Origin of the sequence: Halonotius aquaticus (assembly GCF_003605575.1) — an archaeon.
In the GTDB taxonomy this organism is placed as follows: domain Archaea; phylum Halobacteriota; class Halobacteria; order Halobacteriales; family Haloferacaceae; genus Halonotius; species Halonotius aquaticus.
Window position 1 is genome coordinate 152,180 of sequence record NZ_QKNY01000007.1, and the last position, 22,100, is coordinate 174,279.

Here is a 22,100-nt window from a genome sequence, read left to right on the forward strand (position 1 = left end):
ATCAGTAGGCATTTATTTAGGCGATTGCTCGGTTCGTGTATGGCCAAGTATCACAGTGAGTCGCATGCGCAAGCGGACGATGCGCATGGTGACCCTGTCGGGCTCGCCGACCCGACCGATACCAAATCCAACTGCGGCGTTGGCGCGGTCGTCGATCTCGACGGCGGCGCCTCACACGATGTTGTCGCCGACGGCATCGAACTACTTTGCAACCTCGAACACCGCGGCACGACCGGCGCCGAAGAGGGCACCGGCGATGGGGCCGGCATCATGATCCAACGCCCCGATACGTTCTTCGAGGCGGTCGTCGGCGACCTCCCGGAGACCTACGCCGTCGGCTCGGTGTTCATGCCACAGGACGACGCGGTTCGAGACCGACTCGTCGACCTCTTTGAGTCAACGCTCGCCGAGTACGATCTTGATGTCTTCCACTGGCGGGATGTCCCGACCGATAACAGCGACCTCGGTCAGACCGCACTCGATTCTGAGCCCGATGTGTGGCAGGTCTTCGTCACGCCGTCGGAGTCGATGGCTGACGATGCCTTCGATCGCGCGCTGTTCCTTGCCCGCCGCGAGCTTGAAGCGGCCGCCGAGGATGTCGCCGGCGCGGGCCGGTTCTACGTCTGCTCGCTGCACCGCAAAACGCTGGTCTACAAGGGGCTGCTGAAGGGCGAACAGCTCGCCGGCTACTACCCGGATCTCGAAGATGAGCGACTGCAGACGACGCTGACGCTCGTCCACGCGCGGTTTTCGACCAACACACTCGGCGCGTGGCATCTCGCCCACCCCTACCGGCGGATCATCCACAACGGTGAGATCAACACGATCCGCGGCAACATCAACTGGATGCGCGCCCGCGAAAACCAGCTGGCCCACGAGGATTTCGGCGACGACATGGAGACGCTCAAGCCCGTCACCGAGGCCGGCCAGTCCGATACCGCCAGCGTCGACAACGCCATCGAGCTGTTGATGCACTCCGACCGCGACCTGCCGCACATCCTCCGCATGCTGATCCCGGAGGCCCACGAGAACGACGACTCGATGGATCCTGACCGCCAGGATTTCTACGATTACCACGCCAGCCTCGTCGAGCCATGGGACGGCCCCGCCCTCGTCGCAGCCACCGACGGCGACAAGATCGCCGCCGTCCTCGACCGCAACGGCCTGCGGCCCTGCCGGTACGATATCACCGAGGACAACACCCTGATCGCCGCTAGCGAGGTCGGCGCGATCGAGACCGATCCCAGCGAGATCCGCGAACGCGGTCGGCTCCAGCCCGGCCAGATCTTCGTTGCCGACCCCGAGAAGGGCGAAGTCATCCCCGACGCTGAGGTTTTCGACGAGCTCACCGACGACAAGTACGGCGAGTGGGTCGACGAACACCAACAGGAGCTTGACGAGATCGCCGGCGACAGCCTCGAACCACACGGCGATGTCGACTCCCTGCGGGCTCACCAAGCGGCCTTCGGCTATACGGAAGATCAACTGACGCACCTCCTAGAACCGATGGCCAACCAGGGGATGGATCCGGTCGGCTCGATGGGCGACGACACGCCGCTGTCGGTACTCGGTGAGTTCAACCGCCCGCTGTTCACCTACTTCAAGCAGCTGTTCGCCCAGGTGTCGAACCCGCCGATCGACTACATCCGCGAGGAGCTAGTCACGAGTCTCCAGTCCCGACTCGGCAAGCAACGAAACCTGATGACCGAGTCGCCGGAACACGCCCACCAGCTTGTGCTTGACTCGCCGGTGCTCTCCGACGAGCAGACGGCGAGTATCAAGGATCTCGACCGCGACGCGGACGGCTTCGAGACCACGACGCTGGATATGACGTACGATCCAGACACGGAGCTCGAAGCCGCCATCGAACGCCTGCGGGATGATGCTCGCGCGGCCATCGACGACGGCGCGGATATCATCGTGCTGTCGGATCGCGGTACCAACGAGGAGCGGATTCCGATCCCGAGTCTGCTGGCAACGGGTGGCGTCCACCACGATCTTGTCCGCCACGGGCTCCGCACCGATGTTGGCCTCGTCGTCGAATCCGGCGACCCACGTGAGGTGCACCACCTCGCCACGCTGGTCGGCTACGGCGCGGGCGCGGTCAACCCGTATCTCGCCTACCAGACGATCTCCGATCTGTGTGCCGGCCCCGACGGTGCCGACGAGGCAGAGGCCATTGAGGGCTACATCCACGCCCTCGAACACGGGCTGCTGAAGATCATGGCGAAGATGGGGATCTCGACGGTTGAATCCTACCAGGGCGCCCAGATCTTCGAGGCCGTCGGCCTCAGCTCCGATCTCATCGCCGAATACTTCGAGGGCACCGAGATCCGGACGGAGGGGATCGGCCTCGACGTGATCGAAGACGACGTGCGGACGCGACACGCCGTCGGCTTCGGGAGCGATCCTGAACTGGAGACCCAAGGCGAGTACGAACACCGTTCCTCGGGGATCTACCACCAGTGGAACCCCGAGACGGTCGGCACGCTCCAGCAGGCCGTCCGCAGCGGCGACTACGACCGGTATCTGGAGTTCGCCGAACTGATCAACGATCAAAACGAGAACCTCCAGACGCTCCGGGGGCTACTCGAATTCGACGCCGACCGCGAGTCCGTCGATATCGAGGAGGTACAACCGATCCACGAGATCGTCGAGAACTTCTCGACGGCTGCGATGAGTCTCGGCAGCCTCTCGCCGGAGGCCCATGAAACGAACTCCATCGCCATGAACCGCCTCGGCGGCAAATCGAATACTGGTGAGGGCGGCGAACCGCCGGAACGGTTCGACACCGAAAAGGAGTGTAACGTCAAGCAGGTCGCCTCCGGCCGCTTCGGCGTCACCTCGCACTATCTGACCTCCGCTGAGGAGATCCAGATCAAGATGGCCCAGGGCTCGAAACCCGGTGAGGGCGGTCATCTACCCGGCAAGAAGGTCAACGAGATGATCGCTCACGTCCGGTATGCAACACCGGGCGTTGGCCTCATCTCGCCGCCGCCGCTGCACGACATCTACTCCATCGAGGATCTCAAACAGCTGATCCACGATCTCAAGGCAGCCAACCCGGACGCCGACATCAACGTCAAACTCGTCTCCGAGGCGGGAATTGGCACCATCGCGGCGGGCGTCGCCAAGGCCAACGCCGACGTGGTGCACGTCTCCGGTGACTCCGGTGGCACCGGTGCCTCTCCCAAGACGTCGATCAAAAACGCCGGCCTGCCGTGGGAACTCGGCGTCGCCGAAGCCAACCAGATGCTGTGTGCTACGGGGCTGCGCGACCGGATCAAGATCACCGCCGACGGCGGGATGAAAACCGGCCGCGACGTGGCGATCGCCGCCCTGCTCGGCGCGGAAGAGTACACTTTCGGCACCGCCTCGCTCGTCACCGCGGGCTGTGTGATGGCCCGGCAGTGTCACGCCAACACCTGCCCGGTCGGTGTGGCAACGCAGGACGAAAACCTCCGCGAGCGGTTCCCCGGCGAGCCACAGCACGTCATCAACTACATGACGTTCATGGCCCAGGAGCTCCGGGAGATCATGGCCGAGCTCGGCTTTACCTCCCTCGATGAGATGATCGGCCGACCGGAACTTCTCAGCCAGCGCGAAACCGACCACGAGAAGGCCAAACATCTCGATCTCTCGACGGTGATCGCGCCGACGGCGGGCGATCAGCGACACAAGACCCGCGAACAGCAACACGCCGACATCGAAGAGCAACTCGACTGGGAGCTGATCGACGAGGCCGAGCCCGCGCTTGAATCCGGCCAGCCAGTCACCCTCGACAAGGAGATCTCCAACGTCGACCGGGCGGTCGGCGCGACGCTCTCCCATGAGATATCGACGGAGTACGGCGGTGCGGGGCTGGCCGATGACACGATCACCATCGACTTCGATGGGATCGCCGGCCAGAGCTTTGGGGCGTTCCTCGCCGACGGCGTGACGATGCAACTCACCGGTGCGGCAAACGACTACCTCGGCAAGGGGCTCTCGGGCGGCAAACTCGTCGTCCAGACCCCACCAACAGCAGCGTACAACGCCGACGAGAACATCCTCATCGGCAACGTCGCCCTCTACGGGGCGACCCAGGGTGAGGCCTACATCAACGGCGTCGCCGGCGAGCGGTTTGGCGTGCGCAACTCCGGTGTGAAGGCTGTCGTCGAGGGCGTCGGCGACCACGGCTGTGAGTATATGACCGGCGGCGTTGTCGCCGTCTTGGGTGAGACGGGCCGCAACTTCGCAGCCGGGATGTCCGGCGGCGTCGCCTACGTCTACGATCCTGACGGCGAGTTCGAATCAAAGCTTAACACAGAGATGGTCACGTTCTCTGAGGAGCTGACCCAGAAAGACGAGCGCATGTTGACCCGGATGGTTGAAAACCACGCCGAGTACACCGACAGCGAGCGCGCCGCTGAGCTACTCGATGATTGGGCCGCTGAACTCAGCAACTTTGCCCGGGTCTTCCCGGATGCCTACCGCAACTCCATCGAGAACAAGGGTGCCGACGACGTGCGCGAGGATCTCCCGGAGACGCCGGCCGCCGCAGCCGAGGTCGAACCCGACACCGGGGCTGTCTCAAGCGACGACTAATCTGTTCCCTCGGATACTGTTTTGACAGCTTTCGGGAGTGAGAGATCGTCAAGCTCCCACAGATGACTGTTGCAGTCGCAGTCTGACGCCCCGAACGCAGCCACCGGTTTACACCCGGCGTCAGCGAACGCCGTTGCCAGCGCGCATTCGATGTCCTCGTTGGGATACGTTTCGTCGCTCGCAAGCCGGGTCGAATCGGCACTGAGCAGATAGTCGATATGCCAGTGGCGGGTGTCGTGGTCGCCGCTGGCGACCCGGCGGTGCCGATCGACCCGCGAGAGCCCGCCAGGGCCGAACGCGCTGCCGACGTAGGCGTACCCTTCCGCTGTAAATTCGCGGTCGCCGAGCGCGCCAACCTCGATTGTTGTCGGTTGGTCGACAGCGACGATGAGGATGTAGCTGCCGGGGGCGGCCATCAATCGTCCCCGGTCGCCGGCGGCTGTGGTGTCGGGTCTGTCGCATCGCCGTCGGTGGCTCGCTCCTGTAGCAGTCGAATCCGCTCCGGGATCGGCGGATGACTGTAGTGGAACGTCGCATACCACGGATGCGGGAAGGGGTTGGCGAGATTCTCGCCGGCCAGCCGCCCCAGCGCGTCGATCATCGGCTGGGGGCCCATCACCTCGGCGGCGTAGGCGTCGGCCTCGCGTTCGTGTTTCAGCGAGAGCGCGTTCGATAGCGGCGCGGTAACCTGCAGCAGCGGGCTAACGATGAGGACGGCCAGCAACAGGCCGGCGTACGTTGCCGACGCGGGAATCCCGAAGGCGGCATACAGCGGCTCGAAATCGACCAGCCAGCCGAGGGCGGCGACAACCACGGCCATCTGGATCGCCCCGGCGGCGAACTGCTTCCAGATGTGGGCTTCCTTCCAGTGGGCCAACTCGTGGGCGAGGACGCTCTGTAGTTCGGCCCGTTCCATCTTTTCGACAAGGGTATCGAACAGCACGACCCGCTTTGTTCGGCCAAAGCCGATGAAGTAGGCGTTGAGTTGGGTGGATCGACGGCTGGCATCCATGGTGTAGATATCACTGGTCTCGAAGCCGGCACGTTCGAAGACAGCTTCGACGGACTCGCGCAACTCGCCGTCCGCGACCGGCTCGAAATCGTTGAACAGCGGCGCGATCACCCGCGGATAGAGGATCTGCATCACCAACGAGACGACAACGAACAAGCCCCACGCCGCCGCGGGCCACAGCGTCGGCAGTCGCTCGATAGCAGTCAGCACCGCGCCACTGAGGATCGCCACGAACCCGACAGACAAGCCGAGTTGCACTAGGGTATCCCGGATGAACAGCGTTGGCGTTTGGTTGTTGAAGCCGAATATCTCCTCGACGCCAAACGTTGAGACAAGGCTGAACGGGATCGACGCCAGTTGGGCGGCGACCGCGAGCCCGACAAAGAAGACCACACCTTGCAACACGACCGAGCGGCTGATCGTTGCGACGATATCGACACCCCACGAGAGACCGCCGCTATAGATGATGACCACTACGGCGACGAGACCGATCCAAGACTCCAGTTCGTCGATCGCCGTGGTGAGTCGGTGGTAGTCCCGGAGTTCGTCGCTGTCGTCGATACCGAGGGTCGATTCGAGCCAGTCGCGGTGCTGGCCTACCAACTGGTCGGCATACTGGACGTTTCGGATCGAGAGGTACGAGAAGATCGCCCGCGTTGTGACCAACAGCACGAACACGCCAAGGGCAATCGCTGACAGTTGCATTATCGGTGTCAACGCGATCGATCGGCTAAACGGTGACGCGCTGCGGTCGGGCTGTCGTCGTCTCCGCGCTGATCGACGATTGATCGACGGTGTGTGTCAGTCCTCGCTCACACCGGGTGGCTTGTCCTCGGGTCGGTCGGCGTCCATCTCGGCGACCTCACTTTCCAGCCAGTCGCGGAACCACTTCACGCGCTTGAGTCGCTTGTGGCCGATGCTTTCGGCGGTATCGGACTCGACGCGATCAAGGTGGTCTTTCCCGCGTTCGAGCACGCGGTCGACCATCCGGGCGGCATCCATGTGGGTGCGTGACTCATACCCCATCCGCAACAGCATCAGCGCGGTGCCGTTGGCCCCGACCTTATCGAGCACATCGGCTTCCATCAGACAGCGGGACTCCAGCGATACCTCCGAGAGCGGCCCCTGAAAGGAGTGGTCGGCGACGGACTGACAGACGGCGTCGATAAACGACGGCGGGTACTCCCCGCGGCTTTCGAGGAACTCACGGGCGACGTGGGCGCCTTCCTCGGCGTGTCGATCCTGTGGGGCGTCGAGCTTTGCGACATCGTGAAACAGCGCGGCGACAACGACGATATCGACATCGGCACCCTCCTTTTCCGCGATCGTTTCGGCGAGGTCGGCAACGTTGAGGATGTGATTAAATCGGTACTCCGCGCTGTGCCATGGATACCACCGCATGCGTCCGCCGTCGTCTTCGGTTTCGACGCTGGCAGCCAGATAGTCGTAGACAAACTGCTCCATCTCCGCGCGGGCGTCGTCGCTGACCGCTGACTCCTTGATCTCAACACCCATGGAGCCACCTCCGATCGCAACGTCGTAACTGATTCATTGTGGAGAGACAGGGTCGTTTGACTCTTAGGCGTTACGACACCCTGCCCGCAGGTGGACGGATTTCGGCGTTTCGCGCAATGACGCCGTCGATCAGTCGCTCCGGGCGGCTCTCAGATCTGAGAACCAAAGCAGTGAACTTACGGGATGGGGGTGTCTGCGGCCTGTATGGAACGAAGACAGTATCTCGCGGCCGCGGCGGCCGGCGGTGCCATCGGTGTTGGCGGGGTCGGTGGCTACGTCATGTTGAGTGATGATGTGGGGTTCGGCCCACCCGGAGTGCCAACAGCGCCATATCCGCCCTATCCGACCGCCGACGGCGATGGTGCAATCGAGCCGATTTCGCTTTCTGGCTCGGGACAGGCGACCACCGACACCTTCGCGTTACAACGCGATGGCCCGACGATCATCGACACCGATGCCGGTGATGCGGCCCCCGACGATCGGTTTCAGGTCACGCTGGTCTCAGCAACCGATGGCACCGAATACCGAGTAATTGAGGTGCTCGGTCCGTTTACCGGGCGGAATCTGATCAACCCGCCTCCCGGAGAGTACCGACTGGCTGTTAAACAGGCAAGTGCCGACTGGACGGCAACTGTCTACGACGTGCCGGCCTACGACACCGACAGCGGGGTTGCCCTCGAAATGGAACCGCCGGTTGTGTTCAGCGACGGCCTTGATGCGGTATTCGGGCCGATCAATTTCGGCACACAGCAACCGATCGAGTTCAGCCTCTCTGTCGACGCGGATGTCGATTACAACCTCTCGCTTATCGACAGCAACGGTGAGCGAGTCGAACTTTTGATCCAGAGCATTGTCGGCCAAACCGACCCACAGGTTCGGGATGTCGGTGGGATCGGCTATCTCGCCGTCGACACCAACACCACATGGACGCTCCGCGCTGAACCCGTCGACGACACGGGATCGTAGCGCGCCAGTTAGGCCGTGGCGATGGCGATGAGATTTGAGGCCGTCAAAATCGCCCCAAGCAGTGCGACAAACGCCGGCGGGCCGTAGTAGCCAAGCCAGTCTGTCCGCTTTCGGCCGTACAGATTGATCGTGATTGCGATCAGGAAAACGAGTATCTTCAGGCCGAAGAGCCCTCGAATCCCGAACTCGGCCAACAGTACGGCGACCAGCGGATTGCCCTCACCAAGCCCATCGACCAGATACACCGCGATGATCGTTGAGACGGAGTCGCCGACCCCGTAGGTTGCCACCGCGATCACCCACAGCACCCAGAGGCCGAGGCGGTGTGTCATCGGCCGCGTGTCGTCGGCTGTGTCCTCGGTGGCGTCGGTATCAGCGGCTGAAAGCGGGCGAGCCGCCAGCCGCTTACACCGCGCCGACACCAACGCGGTCGGGATCCCGGTCTCCGTTCGGGGAACGTGGGCAACGTCCTCGGCAGTCTCCAATCGCTCGATAAACGCCGTGTCGCCGCCCGTGGTGATCACGACCAGCGGTTTGGCCGGATACAGCTCGCGTATCTGCTCGTAGACCGTCGCTGATGCTACCTCCGGGGCTGAACAATCAGCCAGTAGACAGTCGACTGCGTGTATTTCGAGCGGATTGGCGTCGCGGCCGACGACGCGCAACTCGGCGTCAGGGAGTCCACGCTCCAGTTCGGATTTGATGGGTGTTGTACTGGGCTCCCAGAGGCCGATGGTGAGCGCGCGCGTCGGCTGCTCACCTGTGTCCGGTGGCGACCCAGGAGGCTTCTCACCGTCGGGCATTTAGATCACCGCGGCTCCCTGTCGGGAAGCGGGTGAGTCGTCAGTGTCGACGCCGCAGTCCACGTCTGGTGGTAGAGATCAATACAAATAGTCCTGCGGATCGCTACGTTGCTTGTTCTACTGAACTTGACAGGTGGCTGTTGAGCGGTTGAGCCTATTTGATACTATATCTTTAGTTTCCATTGATACTCACGCTACCATTTTGGTTCTTAGTGATATTGGGGTTTTTATCTGATATCGTGCCACATATAGTAACAGATCCACCCTGAAGTGCTTTGATTGAGACCTTATCAGAGTTAACATCTCCCCCGATTGTGATAGTACCGCCTTGTGCTTTGATATCTATTTTCTTACTACTACTTACGTTACCTTTGATGCTGACTGTGCTACCGTCACCCTTTGCTCTGATTGTAAGTTTGCTGTTTGATTCGATATCGCCATCAACGTTCTCGTTTTCTACACTCTTACTGACATTTTCTCCTTTTATTGCATTGGAGTCAGTAAACGTAACGGGACAGGTTCCAGGCTCGTAGCCAGAAGCAGCTACGCTAATATACACCGTTCGGGTGGTTTCGATAACAATTCCTTCCTCGTCGCTACTAGCGGTAATAGTCAACTTGATCGGTATCGATGAAGTTGTACTCTTTTTTCCTGATATTGTACTCGGGATGGTTACCGAAGTTTCTGGAGCCAGGCCGCCATCTAGTTTTTCAGTATTGATTCCCAAATATACGTATCTATTGTAATCTGGCGCTTCTATTTTAACCGAATTGAACTCTATTTTTGAATCTTCGGAAGATTCTGTGCTATCTGAGGATCGGTTTTCTATTTTCAACAGATCACGCCTTATTTCTGCACCCTCCGATACTTCGAATGACTCTTCTAACAGTGTTACGCCAAGTAAGGCGTCGTTGTCATCAACTGAGATATCAAAAGCTCGGTCAGCCCCAACCTGATCGAACGCGCCAGTGGAACTAATTCCTAACAGTCCGCCGCCACTGATCAGGGCTAACGCTGCTCGACGGCTGAGTCCACCGCTGCCACCGCGTCCACGAGCCATTAGCTTCCCACCTCTGATGCGGTGAACCGGATGGTATCAAGCTGTTCGAGCTCATCCGAACCGGAGTTGGTGTCGATGACGATCACAACCTCGATGACGTGGCCATCGGCCAGCGTGACACCGCCGGCAGCAAACAGATTCTCGCCACGAGAAACTGTCGTCCCGCTACCGTCGACAACTCTGTATGGGAACCGAAGTTGTTCGGTTTCCAGCACGTCCTCGTCAGCTAACAGTGTCGCGTTCACGCTCACTGACCCGGTGGGGGCCCCGCTTTCGTCTGGCCCAACATTGGCAATGATGAATGCAGCATCACCGTTTGGATAGCCGTCTTGTAATCGACCAACTATTGATGTGGCATTCATATTGGTATTGGGAGCTCTCATGCCGCGGAAGAACCCATCTTCAGTCCCACGAACCACATTGGATGGGACGACCGTTCCATTCCACGTGGCCGTACCGCTGCCGTTGACTGCGTTGTCGTTGTTGTCCGGATCAGTGACGACCTGCACACGGATGGATACCTCATCATCTTCACTGGTTCCTCCGTCATCGCCACCGCCAGTTCCGTCGTCGGTGTTTGTCCCGTCATCGACACTGGTGGTTTCATCTCCATCTGTTCCGTCACCGCCGGTATCGCTCGTCCCTTCACTACCGGACTCTTCTTCACCGCTACCGTCACTTCCTTCTAATCCATCCAATTGCTGTGGCGACGCGAAGCTCACTGCTTCGTTCGTTCCAGCGACCTGTACCCACCCAGCACCAAGGCTGCCCTGTGACCCCGTTGTGAACGCACCGCTGGCGACGAATCCGCTGGCCCCGAATACCAGCGTGGCGATCCCGATCAGTGTCCGCCGGCGGTTCATACGTGGCATAGTTTTGTCCTGGTTTTGTTGTGGTTATTTGCTGGAAGTATTACGTTGTCTGGATGGTCAATCTTTATTCGACAGCCGCAGCTCGAATTGTGATTTGATGGGCTTCATCTGCCGCTGGTTCTTCGTACCCGTCTGTGCCAGTCATAATCCACAGATCTACTGACTCTGATTCCCCCTGCGCTAAATTGACGCTATCTACTGTCAAGTCCGTTGGATTCGCAGCATCTCGCTCGTCAGAGAGGATGAATCTGAGTCCGTTTAGGTTTTCAGGAGTGATAACTCTCACACTGACGGTCTGATCTGGCCCATTGTTTGTGATTTTAAATGCATTTTTGAACTTTGTGGTTGCATTGTCGTTGACCGAAGCACTTTCGCCCAATTCCTCATTCAACTGGAAATAAATGATACCATTCTTCATCTGGGCGACCGTGCTATTCGTGGCGTCGAGTTTGAGGAGCGCACTAGCGTCGCCAGCAACACTAATTTCGACTGAGCGGTCAGCCTCAACTGAGTCGAATGCGCCGCTACCGCCGATAACGCCGGCACCCGCGGCGAGCGTTCCCAGTCCAATGATCATGTTTCGTCGTGTGAGTTGCATGTATGGTACCTCGGTGTGTTGCTGCGCTGTGACTCTTTGTTGGTCAAGTGTAAAAATCAGAGTTTTGTTGGATAACCCTCAGCGGTTATCTCAGTCAAACTATGACTGATACTAGGCTTGTGCTCTGATGACCAACTCAAGATCGAATGTGTCCTGATTGGTAGCTTCTGGGATATCAAGTTCGAGTCCGAACGCTGGGCTAGCGCCTCCTTGGCCCAACGAGATAGCTGTTCCCGGAACCCAACTATCGGTCGCAAGCTCGTAGTCGCTGTCTCCGCTCACAGTGAGGCTAATGGAGCCATCGGTACCTACGAGATCGCTGAAGCTACTTCCTGCGATTTGGAAGTCAAGATTAACAGCTTGCGGCCCGTTATTGACGACTACGAAGAGATCCTCTATCCGTGTCTCGGCGTCAAGATTCACCGAATCAAGTGAGATCGAAAGTGTATCCCCGTCTAGTGTATTTACACCAGTGGCATTCGTGTATTCATCCGCATTCACAGTGAGGTTTCCCTCACTAGGGGTAGCACCGTCGGTTGCGGGTGAAATCTGGAGTGCTGCGTCGCTGTCACCAGTCGTAGTAACACTCACAGATCGGTCTGCTTGGACAGATGTGAACGCGCCTGTGCCGCCGATTACGCCCGCGCCTGCCGCGACCGTGCCGAGTCCGATGAGTGCGTTGCGTCGTGTTAGTCTCATGGTGTACTTCATAGTAGGCGACCCATAGGCTTTGTATTACGCTGCCTGATGTGCCGGCTGGCCGTGCCTGACCATCGACTGGCACCGCCTGAGTGGGGCGCAGGCAGTGCCTGAAGTCGACGGATTCATGCGATTCACAAAAATTGCCTATTCACGCCATGTGTCAGCAATTACCGCGAGATACTCGTTGTCACTGAGGTCGTCGCTGAGGAACTGCCGGGCCCACGCGGCCTCGATCCGGAACCGGCCTTGGTCGAGGCCGCGATCCTCGACGCGCACCCGCAGGTCGCGGTCGACAGCTGGCTCGCTGTTGAGTAATGTCGCAAACGCACTGGCGGCAATTTGGATGTCGCTGTCGGTGTCGCCGGTCGTCTGTACAGTAAGTTTGATCGCCGCATCGGTCGTTGTCGTCGACTGGACGGTCAGGCCACGCTCATCGAGATTATCGACTAACTGCTGGGTCGTCGCCGAGCGTTCAGTGTCGCTGTCGTCGTCGGTGTCGGAGTCGTCGGTTCCCTCATCGCCCCCGAATCCGGTTCCCGGCTCGCCGGTGAGACAGCCGGCCATCCCAACGGTTACCCCCACTGTCGTCGCACCGAACTGCCGCCGGGTAGGTATCATACCGCCCGTAACGCCACCCGACAGCCTAAGCACTCCGGTTGGTGTGGTTTTTTTCACAGCTGGTCACATCTGTGATCGAGTCCCAATGCTCACAGACTCGCAGCGGCCTCTAGCGTGATCGTGATCGCGCGTTCAACGTTGTTTCGCGCTTTTGGTGGGAGCTCCTCGTCGCCGTCGGCTCCCTTCTGGGTGCCTTCGACAAGGTTGCCGTCGACCGTACAGATCGCCCCAGCCCGCATCCCCTTCCGGCGGGCCAGTGAGAAGACGGCGGCAGCCTCCATCTCGATTGCCAGCAGATTCGCCGCTTCCCAATCGTCGACATACTCCTCGTTTTCGGCGTAGAAAGCGTCGTCGGAGACGATCGGCCCAATGTGGACGTCCTCGTCGTTTGCTTCGGCGGTGTCAACGAGCGCGCTCAGGACAGCATAGTCCGGCGCGGCCGGGTAGACAGCCGACTCATAGCGTTTCGTTGTGCCTTCTTCCTTGGCTGCCGCGGTGGCAACGACCATATCGCCGATCTCGATATCGGACTGGAGTGCGCCGGTCGTCCCACAGCGGATGACGGTCTCGACGCCGACCGCGTTGAGCTCCTCGATAGCGATGGCGGCGGAGGGACAGCCGATCCCTGTCGAGCAGATCGTCACCGGTGTGTCCTCATACTCAGCGTTTACGAGCTTGTACTCGCGGTTTTCCGCAACCGGCTCGACGTTTGTACACTGCTCGGCGATGCGATCGACGCGGCCCGGATCGCCGGGGATGAGTGCGATATCGTGGCAGTCGCCCGGTTCGACCAAGAGATGCGGCTGGGTCGCCATACCGGCGGTTGCCCACCAGGGGGCAAAGCTTTGTTGTGTAGCCCCCAACCAGCAGATATGTACAGTGCGCGCGAACAGGTCGAAAACCAGCCGTGGCTCGACCGCATCGAGTCGGCGGCCGACGAGCTCGATATCGGGCACGCGGGCCGTACCACCGCGGGCGACCTCTTTTTATCGCACATCCCAGACGACGACCGCTCGAAGCCGGCGGTCGCCGCTGCAAGCTTGTACGCCGGCGCGCTCATCGCCGGTGAGGAACGCTCTCAGCAGGCTGTCGCCGACGCGATGGATGTCTCCCGGCTCAGCGTCCACTCACGGTGGAAATCGCTGCTGGAGTCCGCTGGGTTTCAGGCTCCGACGTGGTAGCGAGGATTTTACTCGGACTGCCGCCCACTTGCTGCCGGCGTCAGATTGCCGTGGCGGTCAATCTCACCGTTCAAGATCCGTGTTGAGGAGATCCGGTCGCCATCCTCGGCCATCACGTGGTCGACAACCTCAATCTGGAGCGGGTCAAGCCCATCCTCAACGCGCAGTTCGTTGATTCGCTCGGCTCCGTCGACGGTTTCCGGTGAAACAACGAGGGCATCGAACCGTGGTTCGGTGGCGATCCCGGTCGGCTCATGGAGGGTGCGTATATCGAACTCGCGGTCGTGGGCGGCCGCCAGTGGTTCGAGTTCGTCGGCAAGTGCGGCCTTTCGTGTCTCGTAGTCCCGAACCGGTCGATCGACGGCTCTGGTTTTCGGCGCGAGGGAATCCGAGGTCAGCCCGACAGTCACATCGCCCAGCGAGAACGCCCGCTCGAACAACGCGTGATGGCCGTCGTGGACGGGATCAAACGTCCCGCCCAAAGCCACGTTCATACCACCGCCTGCAGGCGTGTAGACTTAAACGTCCTCTCTCTCGGCGTCGTCGCTGCTATCGGTGTCTGCATCGTCGGCATCATCGTCATCGGTAGCAGCATCGCTTTCAGCGTCGTCTGGGCTGTCGATCGTGATCGTGACCGGGCCATCGTCGGTTGTGGCCTCCGCGTCGCCGGATTCTAGTGTGAAAACGGTATTGAGCTCCTCCTGTACCTCGCCGACGACGCCGCGAACGAGGCTGCTTGGGGCGATCGCCTTGTATTCGTAGGGGTTGTTGCCCGCACCGTCGCTGTCGCGTTTTCGGCGTTTGAGGGCGTCCTCGTCGTGAAGATCGGCCAGTGCCTCTCGGACGGTACTCGGGTACAAGCCTGTCCCCTCGGCGATCTCGTCGCTCGTGCTGTGGGGGTGTTGGCGGAGATAGACATAGATCCGCGCGCGGGTCTCCGTATCTAACAACCACGCCAACAGATCAACGATCCCCTCGTCGAACTCCGAGACCGCCCGGTCGGCCTCGGCTTCGAGCCGTTCTTTCGTCTTTCGGAGTTCAGCCCGCGGCCCCTCGTTGTCGGCTGCTGGCTCCGTTATGTCGTCGCCGATGCTTTCGCTTTCTGTGTCGTCGTTGCTGTCGTCGTTGATATCTGTCTCGTCGCTCATAGCTACTATTGTGTTGGGTCTGAGCCAACAAAAGGGTTCGTGTCGTCGTCAAAACGACGAAATCTCACAGACGGAGATCGGCACACAGCGCGTCCATTCCTTCTTCCTCCATCAGTCGTCGCTGTCGCTGGCTGCCGCTTTCACGCTCGAAGACGGCCCGGAGCCCGTCGACACCGAGGCGGTCACACTCCTGGTCGACGACCTCGGCGAGACCGATGGTTCCCTCACCGTCGCGGGTGATGAAACTCGCTTCGTGGCCGTGCCGAATCGCCCGCCACTTGTTTTCATCGAGGAGTTCTCGGCGCAACGCTGGGGACGGCTCGCCGTCCTCGTAGCGTGCTGTGAGATCCTCGACGAGCGCGTGGATGTATTCGACGAACGCGAGGACGACATCCGGATCTGACTGGGCGTCGGGAGCCCGGATCTCGACAGTGCCGTGGCCGGTGTGGGGGCGGACATCGAACCAGAGTTCCCCGCGGTCGTTGATCGATCCCTGCTCGACCATCCGCCGCTCATACTGATCGTACGCCTCGAAATCCTCGAAACGGCCCGGGATTCCGGTGTTTGGGAGGTTCTCGAAGATCTTCGCCCGCGCTGAGGCTAGCCCGGTATCAAACCCGTTCCAGTACGGCGAGTTCGCCGACAGCGCGAGCAGCGGCGGAAGATACCATCGTAGCTCGTTTGCGATCCACACGGCTGCGTCGGCATCGTCAACCCCGATATGAATATGGAGGCCGGATGTCGTATTGCGATGTTGGGGGTACTGAATCCGCTCCAGTTGGGCTTGATACCTGGGTTTGGTCGCGTGTTCCTGCTCGCGCCATTTCGCGGCCGGATGCAACCCGGCGGCGGCGATCCGAAAGCCGTGGGTCTCGGCGTGATCCGTCAGCGCCTCACGGATCGTCGTCAACGCCGCGTCCGCCTCACTCGGTGATTCGATAATCGGCGTTTGGGTCTCGATCGTGAACTGAAACAGCTCGTGGTCGAGTCGGCCCTGAAGCGCTGCTGGCGGCTCGGAATCGTAGATCAGCTCTTGGATGCCCGACACCGGGCGACCGGCCTCGTTGACGATGAAAAACTCCTCCTCAATACCGATCGTCCCCGACTGGCTGAATACGTCCGCCGAGCCTGTCTCCATCAGCCTGCCGTATGCAACCGACTCCTAAATACCTCCTGAAGCCGGCGACCCGCTGCCGATTGTTGGTCTCCTTACTGGTCGACCCGCCGCTCGGAGCCGAGCCGTCCCCGCAGCCGATTGGCCGCGGTTTCGACGCCTACGATCAGCACGAGAATAGCGACGATGACGGCCATCACGCGGGTGTAGTTGCGCGCCCGGAACGCCATGATCAGCGGGAACCCGAGCCCGCCCGCGCCGACGATGCCGAGCACCGAACTCTTCCGGGCGTTAATTTCCAGATAGAAGAGCGTCCAGGCGATGTAGGCGGTCGTCACCTGTGGGAGTCGAGCGGCGGCTGTCGTCGCTACCGCGCCCGCGCCGGTCGACTGGACGGCCTCAACGGGTCGCTCGTCGATCTCCTCCATCTCGTCGGCGAACAGCCGTCCGAGATCGCCGATCGTTCCGACGGCGATCGCCAACGCGCCGGCAACGGGGCCAAGCCCAGCGAGGATGACGAACAACAGCGCGTAGACCATACTCGGGACGGCGCGGATGCCCCCGAGCAGCAAGCGAACCGGCGTGTGGATCCGCCGCGGCGTTACGGTGTTCGCCGCAAGCGTTCCGAAAACGAGCGCGACCGGCAGGCCGAGTGCGGTGCCGACGGCGGCGATAGCAATCGTTTCGGCCGCGGCCGGCACCAACATCCCAGCGTCGCCCTGCAGTTGCGCCCACAGTGCCCGCGGTACGAGCATTTCTTCGATCAGCACCGACCACAGATTCATTCGGTGGGCGTAGAGATAGCCGAGATCGAAGCCCAGCCACCATGCGGCGACGGCGACGCTCACCACGAAGCCGACGGCGATGGTGACCCGGCCGCCGAACCGGCGTCGCCACCGCTGTTGGTGCTGCTGAAACTCGGTATCGACGCTCAGCGAGTCGTCGCTGGCTGCTGTGTGTCCGCCGCTATCGCTCGCGGCCCGGTCACCCATTGGCGTACACCCCCTCGATGTCGTCGCTGTCAACCTCAGCAGCCGGCCGATCAAGCACTAATCGTCCGTCGGCCATCCCAAGATAGTGGCCGGCAACGGTATCCGCTAATTCTGGCTGGTGGAGGCTCACCAAGCCGAACAGGTCGTGTTCGCTGACGGCACGGGCCAGTACCGCCAGCACCGACCGCCCGGTTTCGGGGTCGAGCGACGCGACTGGCTCATCTGCCAACAGCACGTCCGGCTGCTGTTGGAGTGCGCGAGCGATCCCGACTCGCTGCTGCTGGCCGCCAGAAAGGGCCTCAACCGGTCGGTCGGCGTAGCCTGCCAGCCCTACGTCGTGGAGGCGTTCGATGGCGACGCGCTTCTCGTCCGGCGAGTGCCAGCCGATCAGCTCACGCCACGCGGGTTCGCGGCTGAGCGCGCCGTCAAGAACGTTTTCGACCGCGGATTTCCCGTCGACGAGCGCGCCCGCCTGAAAGACAAGGGCGGCATCGGTCGCCGCAAGCGGTGCGTCGTCGACGTTGATCGTCCCCGTATCCGGCTGTTCCAACCCGTTGAGACACCGTAACAACGTCGTCTTGCCCGCCCCGGAGCGACCGATGAGAACGGTGAGCTCGCCGCGAGCCAGCCGTGTCGAGAGCCCATCGACTGCGGTTTCAGTCCCGTAGTGTCGGGTGAGGCCCTCGATATCAAGCATGGTGTGGTAGTTGATCGCCGATCCTGTGAAGCGCGGTTACGTGTCGCTCTCGTTGGTCGTGGTTGATTCGTTGGTGCTGGTCGACACGTTTGTGGTCGACTCGTTGGTTTCGCTGGTGCTGTTCGTTGTGCTGTCGTCTTCGGACTCACTCTCGGGGTCGAGCGTCTCGATCTCGACACCCATCTCCTCGGCGACGCCGCGAACAGGGTCGTAGGTGCCCTCGGCGATCTCGCCGAAGCGGTCGATCCGGTGGGCTTCGAGAGCCGATTCGGGCGTGTTGAGGAGCCGTTCGATCAGTGCCTGCTGGATCGCATCCGGGGTGTCGGGTTTGGCGACGAGCGGATCGAACGGGATGGGGTCGCTTTCGGCGACTTTGACGATGCTGTCGTCGTCGGGATGCTGGAAATCGCCGTAGGCCGCCGCGTCGACGTGGCCGTTCTGGAGTGCTGCCAGCGAGGCGTCGTGGCCGCCGGCCCACTGGATGTCGAAATCTTCCGGCGGGGAGTTCACGGTGCCGGCGTCGAGACCGGCCTGTGCGAGCATATATCGGGGGAAGAGCCCGCCGCTGCTCGACAGCGGGTCGACCATTGCAATCGTCGAGCCAGCGATGTCTTCGAGGGTTTCGATGTCCGACTCAGCGTGGGTCGCGATGTAGGAGAAGTAGTGCTCCGCGCCGTGTGACCAGTTGATCACGAGCGGGTTGACGCCGTCCTCACGGGCCAACACGGCGATGATCGGCGAGAGATTCGCCATCTCGGTGTGGCCGTTGACGACGCTTTCGACGGTCGCGCTGTAGCTCGTCGTCTGGACGCCTTTGACGGTGTCGACGCCGTCGAAGCCGTCGGCAAGCCACTCGAAGACCGGTGCGTACTGTTCGTTGAGCTGTTCGGCATCCTGGAACGGCGGCAGACCGAACTCGATGGTGCCATCGCTGGCCCACTCGCCGACCGTCTCAGGGGTGTCGCTTTCGCTCTCGCCGGTACAGCCGGCGACTGCCACCGCGCTTGTGCTCCCAACCGCCTGCAGGAACGTCCGTCTGTCCATACCCAGCGTACTGATTACTGAGGGATAACACCCTCGAATCACCCCCGACTGTCGGCTATCGCTTGCGAGCAACGACGCCGAGATGGTCGTCGTGAGAGGGTTCGAGCCGCTGGCGGTCGATAATCTCGTAGGCCTCGGTCAACTCCTCGCAAACCGAATCGAAGACGGTCTCTGGGTCGGCGGTTACGTCCTCGCTGCGGGCCTTGATCGCCAACAGGAGCTGGCCGTCGTCGGCGAGAAACCGAGCGTTGTCGACGGCGACGCTCGCCTGCCCGCGGGTGGCGACATCTTGGACGAGCACCTCGAGATTGCTCTCGACGACGTGGCTGTAGGCCTCTGGCTTGCGGGCGTCTTTGAGCAGCGGAAAGAGGTTGTGGCGGGCCTCGGCCACGTCGAGCAGGTCACCCATCGGGCGCGGCGCGAACTCGACGGCGTAGGTCGGCCCCGCGAAGTCGGCGACGTGGCTGACGGTCGTCCCGCTGGCCGCGCCGAGATACAGCACACCCTCACCGCCGGTGAGATCGACTTCCATCCCGCTTTCGAGCATCGCGCCGAGTTTCGAGCGGCCGGCATCCCAACACCGCCACTCGCCGTCAGTCGGCTCGCCGTATACTGGTTCGCCGCGCGTCGCCAGCCGCGTTCGGCCGTCGAATTCGCGTCGCTGGATGCCGTCGGGGAGGTCGGTCATTGGCCCGCCTCCGTGTCGCCGTCGACGTTGCCGCCGCCGTCGCCATCGCCTGCTCGCGCGCGGATCGTCGCCATCCGGTCGTCGAGTTCGTCGTGGATTTCCGGCCGGAAGTCGCCGCTGTAGTGGTCGATTCGAGCCGCGATGGAGAGCTTGCCGGCAAGTGCGCGAGCGGCCGAGCCGCGATCCTCTGGGCGGATGCCGTTGACCGCGGGGTGGGTGTAGATGATCCCGTGTTTTGGCGAAGGGCCACGGCCAGCCAGATGGGCGAACAGTGCGTCCTCCGCGCCGAGGACTTGCACGGTGCCGCTGGGTTTTTTGGCCAGCGCGTCGAGGCCGCCGGCCAGCGAGATGAGCCGCGCCGCGAGCACGGGGCCAGCCATCTCGGCGAGGTTGGGGGCGACATCAGGGGCGAGTCGCTCGATGAAGTCGCGGAGTTCCTCAGCCTCGGTTGCGAGATCGTCAATTCGCTCGGCCAGCGAGACGACGCGTTCCTCGAGCGGGTCGGTTGGCTCGCGGCTGGCGACATCGCGGGCTCCGTCGATGCCGCTGTCGATGTCGTCGAACTGCGTGGCCGCCCACTCGTGGCATCGTTCGGCGAGTTCGTTGGCTGTCCGGGTGGCGTCGTCCATCGCGCGAACGGCGTGGAGGAGTTGCTGGTCGTCGGCTTGCTGGCGCTCGGCGACGGCCTCGCGGGCTGCCTCGATGGTGGCGTCCCGCAGTGTGGCGTAGTAGTCGTCGGTGTCGTCGGCGAACCCGGCGTCGATAGCTTGTGCAGGCCACTCAGATGGTGCATTGGCGGAGCCGTGCGCAATAGCGTCGGCCGCGCCGGTGAGATCACCGCTGTCAACTGATTCAAACCACCCTGAATCAGCGGTGTTGGGAGTCATATCTCATACGAACGCAGGGATTCGTATATTTAGCCCGGTATTGTGGTGGAATCGTTATTGCAACCTGTATCGCTAAGCGTTACGTGTAACGTCTACCGAGACAATAACTGTCGGAGAAGCTACTGCGAATCCGTTTCGGCTCAACCGGAATCGCTCCTCGCGCCGGATGAGTGTCCTTTTTCCGGCCGCTCTCGAAGGATCACCATGCCCCGAGTCCCGTTTCACTATATCGATCTGCGAACGTTCTGTTATGCGACCGAGGACGAAAAGCGGGTCGAGGAGGCCTTGCAGCAGTTCCTCCCCGAGGAGTTCGAGATCGACCGCGTCGAGAACACGGGCCACCACGGCGACCGGATCGTCATCCTCTCGGCGCGGGTCGAAACCGCCGACGGGATGCGGGTCGTCCTCGATCAGTTGGCCGCACTCGATTCTATCGACCGCGTGCTGGAGGAACTCGACGAGCGCGTCGACGACAACTGCTCGTTTTTCCTTCGGCTCGACAAGCAGGCCGCGTTCAATGGCCTCGTTCGGTTGGGCGAGGGGATCACGCTGCGGGCGAAAGTCGAGGCCTACCCGGCCAAACACGAGAAAGCGGTAGCCAACGCTCGCGAAGCAATCGAGCTGGCCGGTGGCGACGCTGATGAGTAACGACGACGCCGGGTAGTTATTCTTCGCGCCACTTGATTGAACAGCCCCGAGAGGGTCGATCCGGATGCTCAACCTCCTCGCCGGCGAGAATCGACTCGATCGCCTCCTCGACGTAGAATTCCGTCGGCTCCGAGTCGGGGTCGAGCGCGTCGTCAAGGCGGCCGTGGTAGGCGAGTTGCCAGTCGTCGCCGTCACGGCGGAAGAGGAATGGATCGGGCGTACAGACCGCGCCGTACTCGCGGGCGACGTTCTGCGTCTCGTCGTAGAGGTAGGCGTCATAATTGATAGTACCGTCGGCGACGAGTTCGACCATGTTCTCGTAGGAGTCGTCCGGATACTCCGCGTTCGCGTTGGGGTTGATGCCGACGATTGCAGCATCGTCGAATTCGTCGCTGAGTTCGTTGAGGTGGTCGAACTTGGCTTGGGCGTACGGACAGTGATTACAGGTAAAGACGACCAGCAGGGCGTCGTTGTCGGCGAACTCGTCGGGGCTGTAGTCGTTGCCGTCGGTGCCACGAAGCTCAAAATCGGGGGCGGTGTCGCCGCGGGCGAGTTCCGAGTCGGACTCTTTGAGTACCATACTGACCCTTGCGGAGCGACGAGCAAATCCATTACGGCTATGCGGCCTACAGCAAAATATGTCTAAAAGTTATATTCAAAGTAGAAAGTATTATTATAGAGAATCCGTTATCGGCAACTACGATGAGTGCAACTGTCGCTGCGAGTACACAGGAATCGTCTGATCGCTGGGAGCCCGTCCGCGAGCTGCCGCCGAGCGCGAAGCTCGTCGCCAAGGAATTAGACCGTCACGAGCAACTCACCCAAACCCAACTGGCCGACGCAACGCTGTTGTCGACTCGAACGGTGCGACAGGCCGTCAGCCGGCTTGAAGATGTTGGGGCCGTCGAGTCCCGTGTCTCCTTCCGCGATGCCAGAAAACAGCTCTACACGCTGACCCTCTAACCGCC

The 22,100-nt window shown here is 61.4% G+C and carries 24 protein-coding genes; 5 read left to right on the forward strand and 19 right to left on the reverse strand.

Annotated features, from left to right (window positions below; translation table 11 throughout):
- The first annotated feature begins 39 nt into the window (after window positions 1-39).
- A complete protein-coding gene (gene gltB, locus DM826_RS05605) occupies window positions 40-4,587 on the forward strand; it encodes a glutamate synthase large subunit (protein ID WP_120102400.1) in 4,548 nt (1,515 codons plus the stop codon).
- Here the strand turns inward: gltB and DM826_RS05610 are convergent.
- The 3 genes from DM826_RS05610 to DM826_RS05620 form a co-directional block, all read right to left on the reverse strand.
- Window positions 4,584-5,003 carry a GIY-YIG nuclease family protein gene (locus tag DM826_RS05610; RefSeq protein ID WP_120102403.1) on the reverse strand — a complete coding sequence of 140 codons (420 nt, stop codon included), beginning with the start codon at window positions 5,001-5,003 and terminating at the stop codon, window positions 4,584-4,586. The genes gltB and DM826_RS05610 overlap by 4 nt on opposite strands.
- Entirely contained in the window at window positions 5,003-6,304 is a 1,302-nt protein-coding gene (locus DM826_RS05615) for a M48 family metallopeptidase (protein ID WP_120102405.1), read from the reverse strand. The genes DM826_RS05610 and DM826_RS05615 overlap by 1 nt, the downstream gene beginning before the upstream one ends.
- Before the next feature lie 96 nt (window positions 6,305-6,400).
- On the reverse strand, window positions 6,401-7,114 hold the full coding sequence (locus DM826_RS05620) for an HD domain-containing protein (RefSeq protein WP_120102408.1): 714 nt from the start codon (window positions 7,112-7,114) through the stop codon (window positions 6,401-6,403).
- Between the two features lie 204 nt (window positions 7,115-7,318).
- Between DM826_RS05620 and DM826_RS05625 the strand changes: the two genes are divergently transcribed.
- Window positions 7,319-8,080: a hypothetical protein gene (locus DM826_RS05625; protein ID WP_120102411.1), complete on the forward strand. Its 762-nt coding sequence runs from the start codon at window positions 7,319-7,321 to the stop codon at window positions 8,078-8,080.
- Between the two features lie 8 nt (window positions 8,081-8,088).
- Here DM826_RS05625 and DM826_RS05630 read toward each other — a convergent pair whose 3' ends face one another.
- The 7 genes from DM826_RS05630 to DM826_RS05655 form a co-directional block, all read right to left on the reverse strand.
- Entirely contained in the window at window positions 8,089-8,883 is a 795-nt protein-coding gene (locus DM826_RS05630) for a hypothetical protein (RefSeq protein WP_120102413.1), read from the reverse strand.
- Window positions 8,884-9,055: 172 nt separating this feature from the next.
- Window positions 9,056-9,943, reverse strand: a complete 888-nt coding sequence (locus DM826_RS12810; protein ID WP_133304639.1) for a hypothetical protein — start codon at window positions 9,941-9,943, stop codon at window positions 9,056-9,058.
- A complete protein-coding gene (locus DM826_RS05635) occupies window positions 9,943-10,815 on the reverse strand; it encodes a hypothetical protein (RefSeq protein ID WP_133304640.1) in 873 nt (290 codons plus the stop codon). Before DM826_RS05635 ends, DM826_RS12810 begins: the two co-directional genes overlap by 1 nt.
- A 64-nt stretch (window positions 10,816-10,879) precedes the next feature.
- A complete protein-coding gene (locus DM826_RS05640) occupies window positions 10,880-11,413 on the reverse strand; it encodes a hypothetical protein (RefSeq protein ID WP_133304641.1) in 534 nt (177 codons plus the stop codon).
- A 111-nt stretch (window positions 11,414-11,524) separates the two neighbouring features.
- The gene (locus tag DM826_RS05645) at window positions 11,525-12,124 is read right to left on the reverse strand and encodes a hypothetical protein (RefSeq protein WP_120102419.1); all 600 of its coding nucleotides are present in this window, start codon (window positions 12,122-12,124) and stop codon (window positions 11,525-11,527) included.
- 135 nt (window positions 12,125-12,259) lie between these two features.
- Complete coding sequence (locus DM826_RS05650; protein ID WP_133304642.1) at window positions 12,260-12,733, reverse strand: hypothetical protein; 474 nt, start codon at window positions 12,731-12,733, stop codon at window positions 12,260-12,262.
- 89 nt (window positions 12,734-12,822) lie between these two features.
- Window positions 12,823-13,548, reverse strand: a complete 726-nt coding sequence (locus DM826_RS05655) for a nucleoside phosphorylase (RefSeq protein ID WP_120102423.1) — start codon at window positions 13,546-13,548, stop codon at window positions 12,823-12,825.
- A gap of 57 nt (window positions 13,549-13,605) precedes the next feature.
- On the opposite strand from DM826_RS05655, the gene DM826_RS05660 reads away from it, so the two are divergent.
- Window positions 13,606-13,914, forward strand: coding sequence for a transcription initiation factor IIB family protein (locus tag DM826_RS05660; protein ID WP_120102424.1), 309 nt, complete (start codon window positions 13,606-13,608; stop codon window positions 13,912-13,914).
- 8 nt (window positions 13,915-13,922) lie between these two features.
- Here DM826_RS05660 and DM826_RS05665 read toward each other — a convergent pair whose 3' ends face one another.
- The 8 genes from DM826_RS05665 to DM826_RS05700 form a co-directional block, all read right to left on the reverse strand.
- The gene (locus DM826_RS05665) at window positions 13,923-14,408 is read right to left on the reverse strand and encodes a phosphopantetheine adenylyltransferase (RefSeq protein ID WP_120102425.1); all 486 of its coding nucleotides are present in this window, start codon (window positions 14,406-14,408) and stop codon (window positions 13,923-13,925) included.
- A 24-nt stretch (window positions 14,409-14,432) separates the two neighbouring features.
- A complete protein-coding gene (locus tag DM826_RS05670) occupies window positions 14,433-15,062 on the reverse strand; it encodes a winged helix-turn-helix domain-containing protein (RefSeq protein WP_120102426.1) in 630 nt (209 codons plus the stop codon).
- Window positions 15,063-15,126: 64 nt separating this feature from the next.
- The gene (locus tag DM826_RS05675; RefSeq protein ID WP_120102427.1) at window positions 15,127-16,200 is read right to left on the reverse strand and encodes a glutamate--cysteine ligase; all 1,074 of its coding nucleotides are present in this window, start codon (window positions 16,198-16,200) and stop codon (window positions 15,127-15,129) included.
- A gap of 71 nt (window positions 16,201-16,271) precedes the next feature.
- Complete coding sequence (gene phnE / locus DM826_RS05680) at window positions 16,272-17,168, reverse strand: phosphonate ABC transporter, permease protein PhnE (RefSeq protein ID WP_120102428.1); 897 nt, start codon at window positions 17,166-17,168, stop codon at window positions 16,272-16,274.
- Window positions 17,161-17,865 (reverse strand): phosphonate ABC transporter ATP-binding protein, encoded by a 705-nt coding sequence (locus DM826_RS05685; RefSeq protein ID WP_120102429.1) that lies wholly within the window; start codon window positions 17,863-17,865, stop codon window positions 17,161-17,163. The genes phnE and DM826_RS05685 overlap by 8 nt, the downstream gene beginning before the upstream one ends.
- Window positions 17,866-17,901: 36 nt before the next feature.
- Window positions 17,902-18,909 (reverse strand): phosphate/phosphite/phosphonate ABC transporter substrate-binding protein, encoded by a 1,008-nt coding sequence (locus tag DM826_RS05690; protein WP_120102430.1) that lies wholly within the window; start codon window positions 18,907-18,909, stop codon window positions 17,902-17,904.
- 55 nt (window positions 18,910-18,964) lie between these two features.
- Window positions 18,965-19,597 (reverse strand): fibrillarin-like rRNA/tRNA 2'-O-methyltransferase, encoded by a 633-nt coding sequence (locus tag DM826_RS05695; RefSeq protein WP_120102431.1) that lies wholly within the window; start codon window positions 19,595-19,597, stop codon window positions 18,965-18,967.
- Window positions 19,594-20,484 (reverse strand): NOP5/NOP56 family protein, encoded by an 891-nt coding sequence (locus tag DM826_RS05700; protein WP_120102432.1) that lies wholly within the window; start codon window positions 20,482-20,484, stop codon window positions 19,594-19,596. The genes DM826_RS05695 and DM826_RS05700 overlap by 4 nt, the downstream gene beginning before the upstream one ends.
- A 204-nt stretch (window positions 20,485-20,688) precedes the next feature.
- Between DM826_RS05700 and DM826_RS05705 the strand changes: the two genes are divergently transcribed.
- Window positions 20,689-21,132, forward strand: a complete 444-nt coding sequence (locus tag DM826_RS05705; RefSeq protein ID WP_120102433.1) for an RNA-binding protein — start codon at window positions 20,689-20,691, stop codon at window positions 21,130-21,132.
- A gap of 16 nt (window positions 21,133-21,148) precedes the next feature.
- Here the strand turns inward: DM826_RS05705 and DM826_RS05710 are convergent, their stop codons facing one another.
- Window positions 21,149-21,712 (reverse strand): thioredoxin family protein, encoded by a 564-nt coding sequence (locus tag DM826_RS05710; protein ID WP_120102434.1) that lies wholly within the window; start codon window positions 21,710-21,712, stop codon window positions 21,149-21,151.
- A gap of 122 nt (window positions 21,713-21,834) precedes the next feature.
- Between DM826_RS05710 and DM826_RS05715 the strand changes: the two genes are divergently transcribed.
- A complete protein-coding gene (locus tag DM826_RS05715; protein ID WP_120083428.1) occupies window positions 21,835-22,095 on the forward strand; it encodes a MarR family transcriptional regulator in 261 nt (86 codons plus the stop codon).
- Window positions 22,096-22,100: the final 5 nt, after the last annotated feature.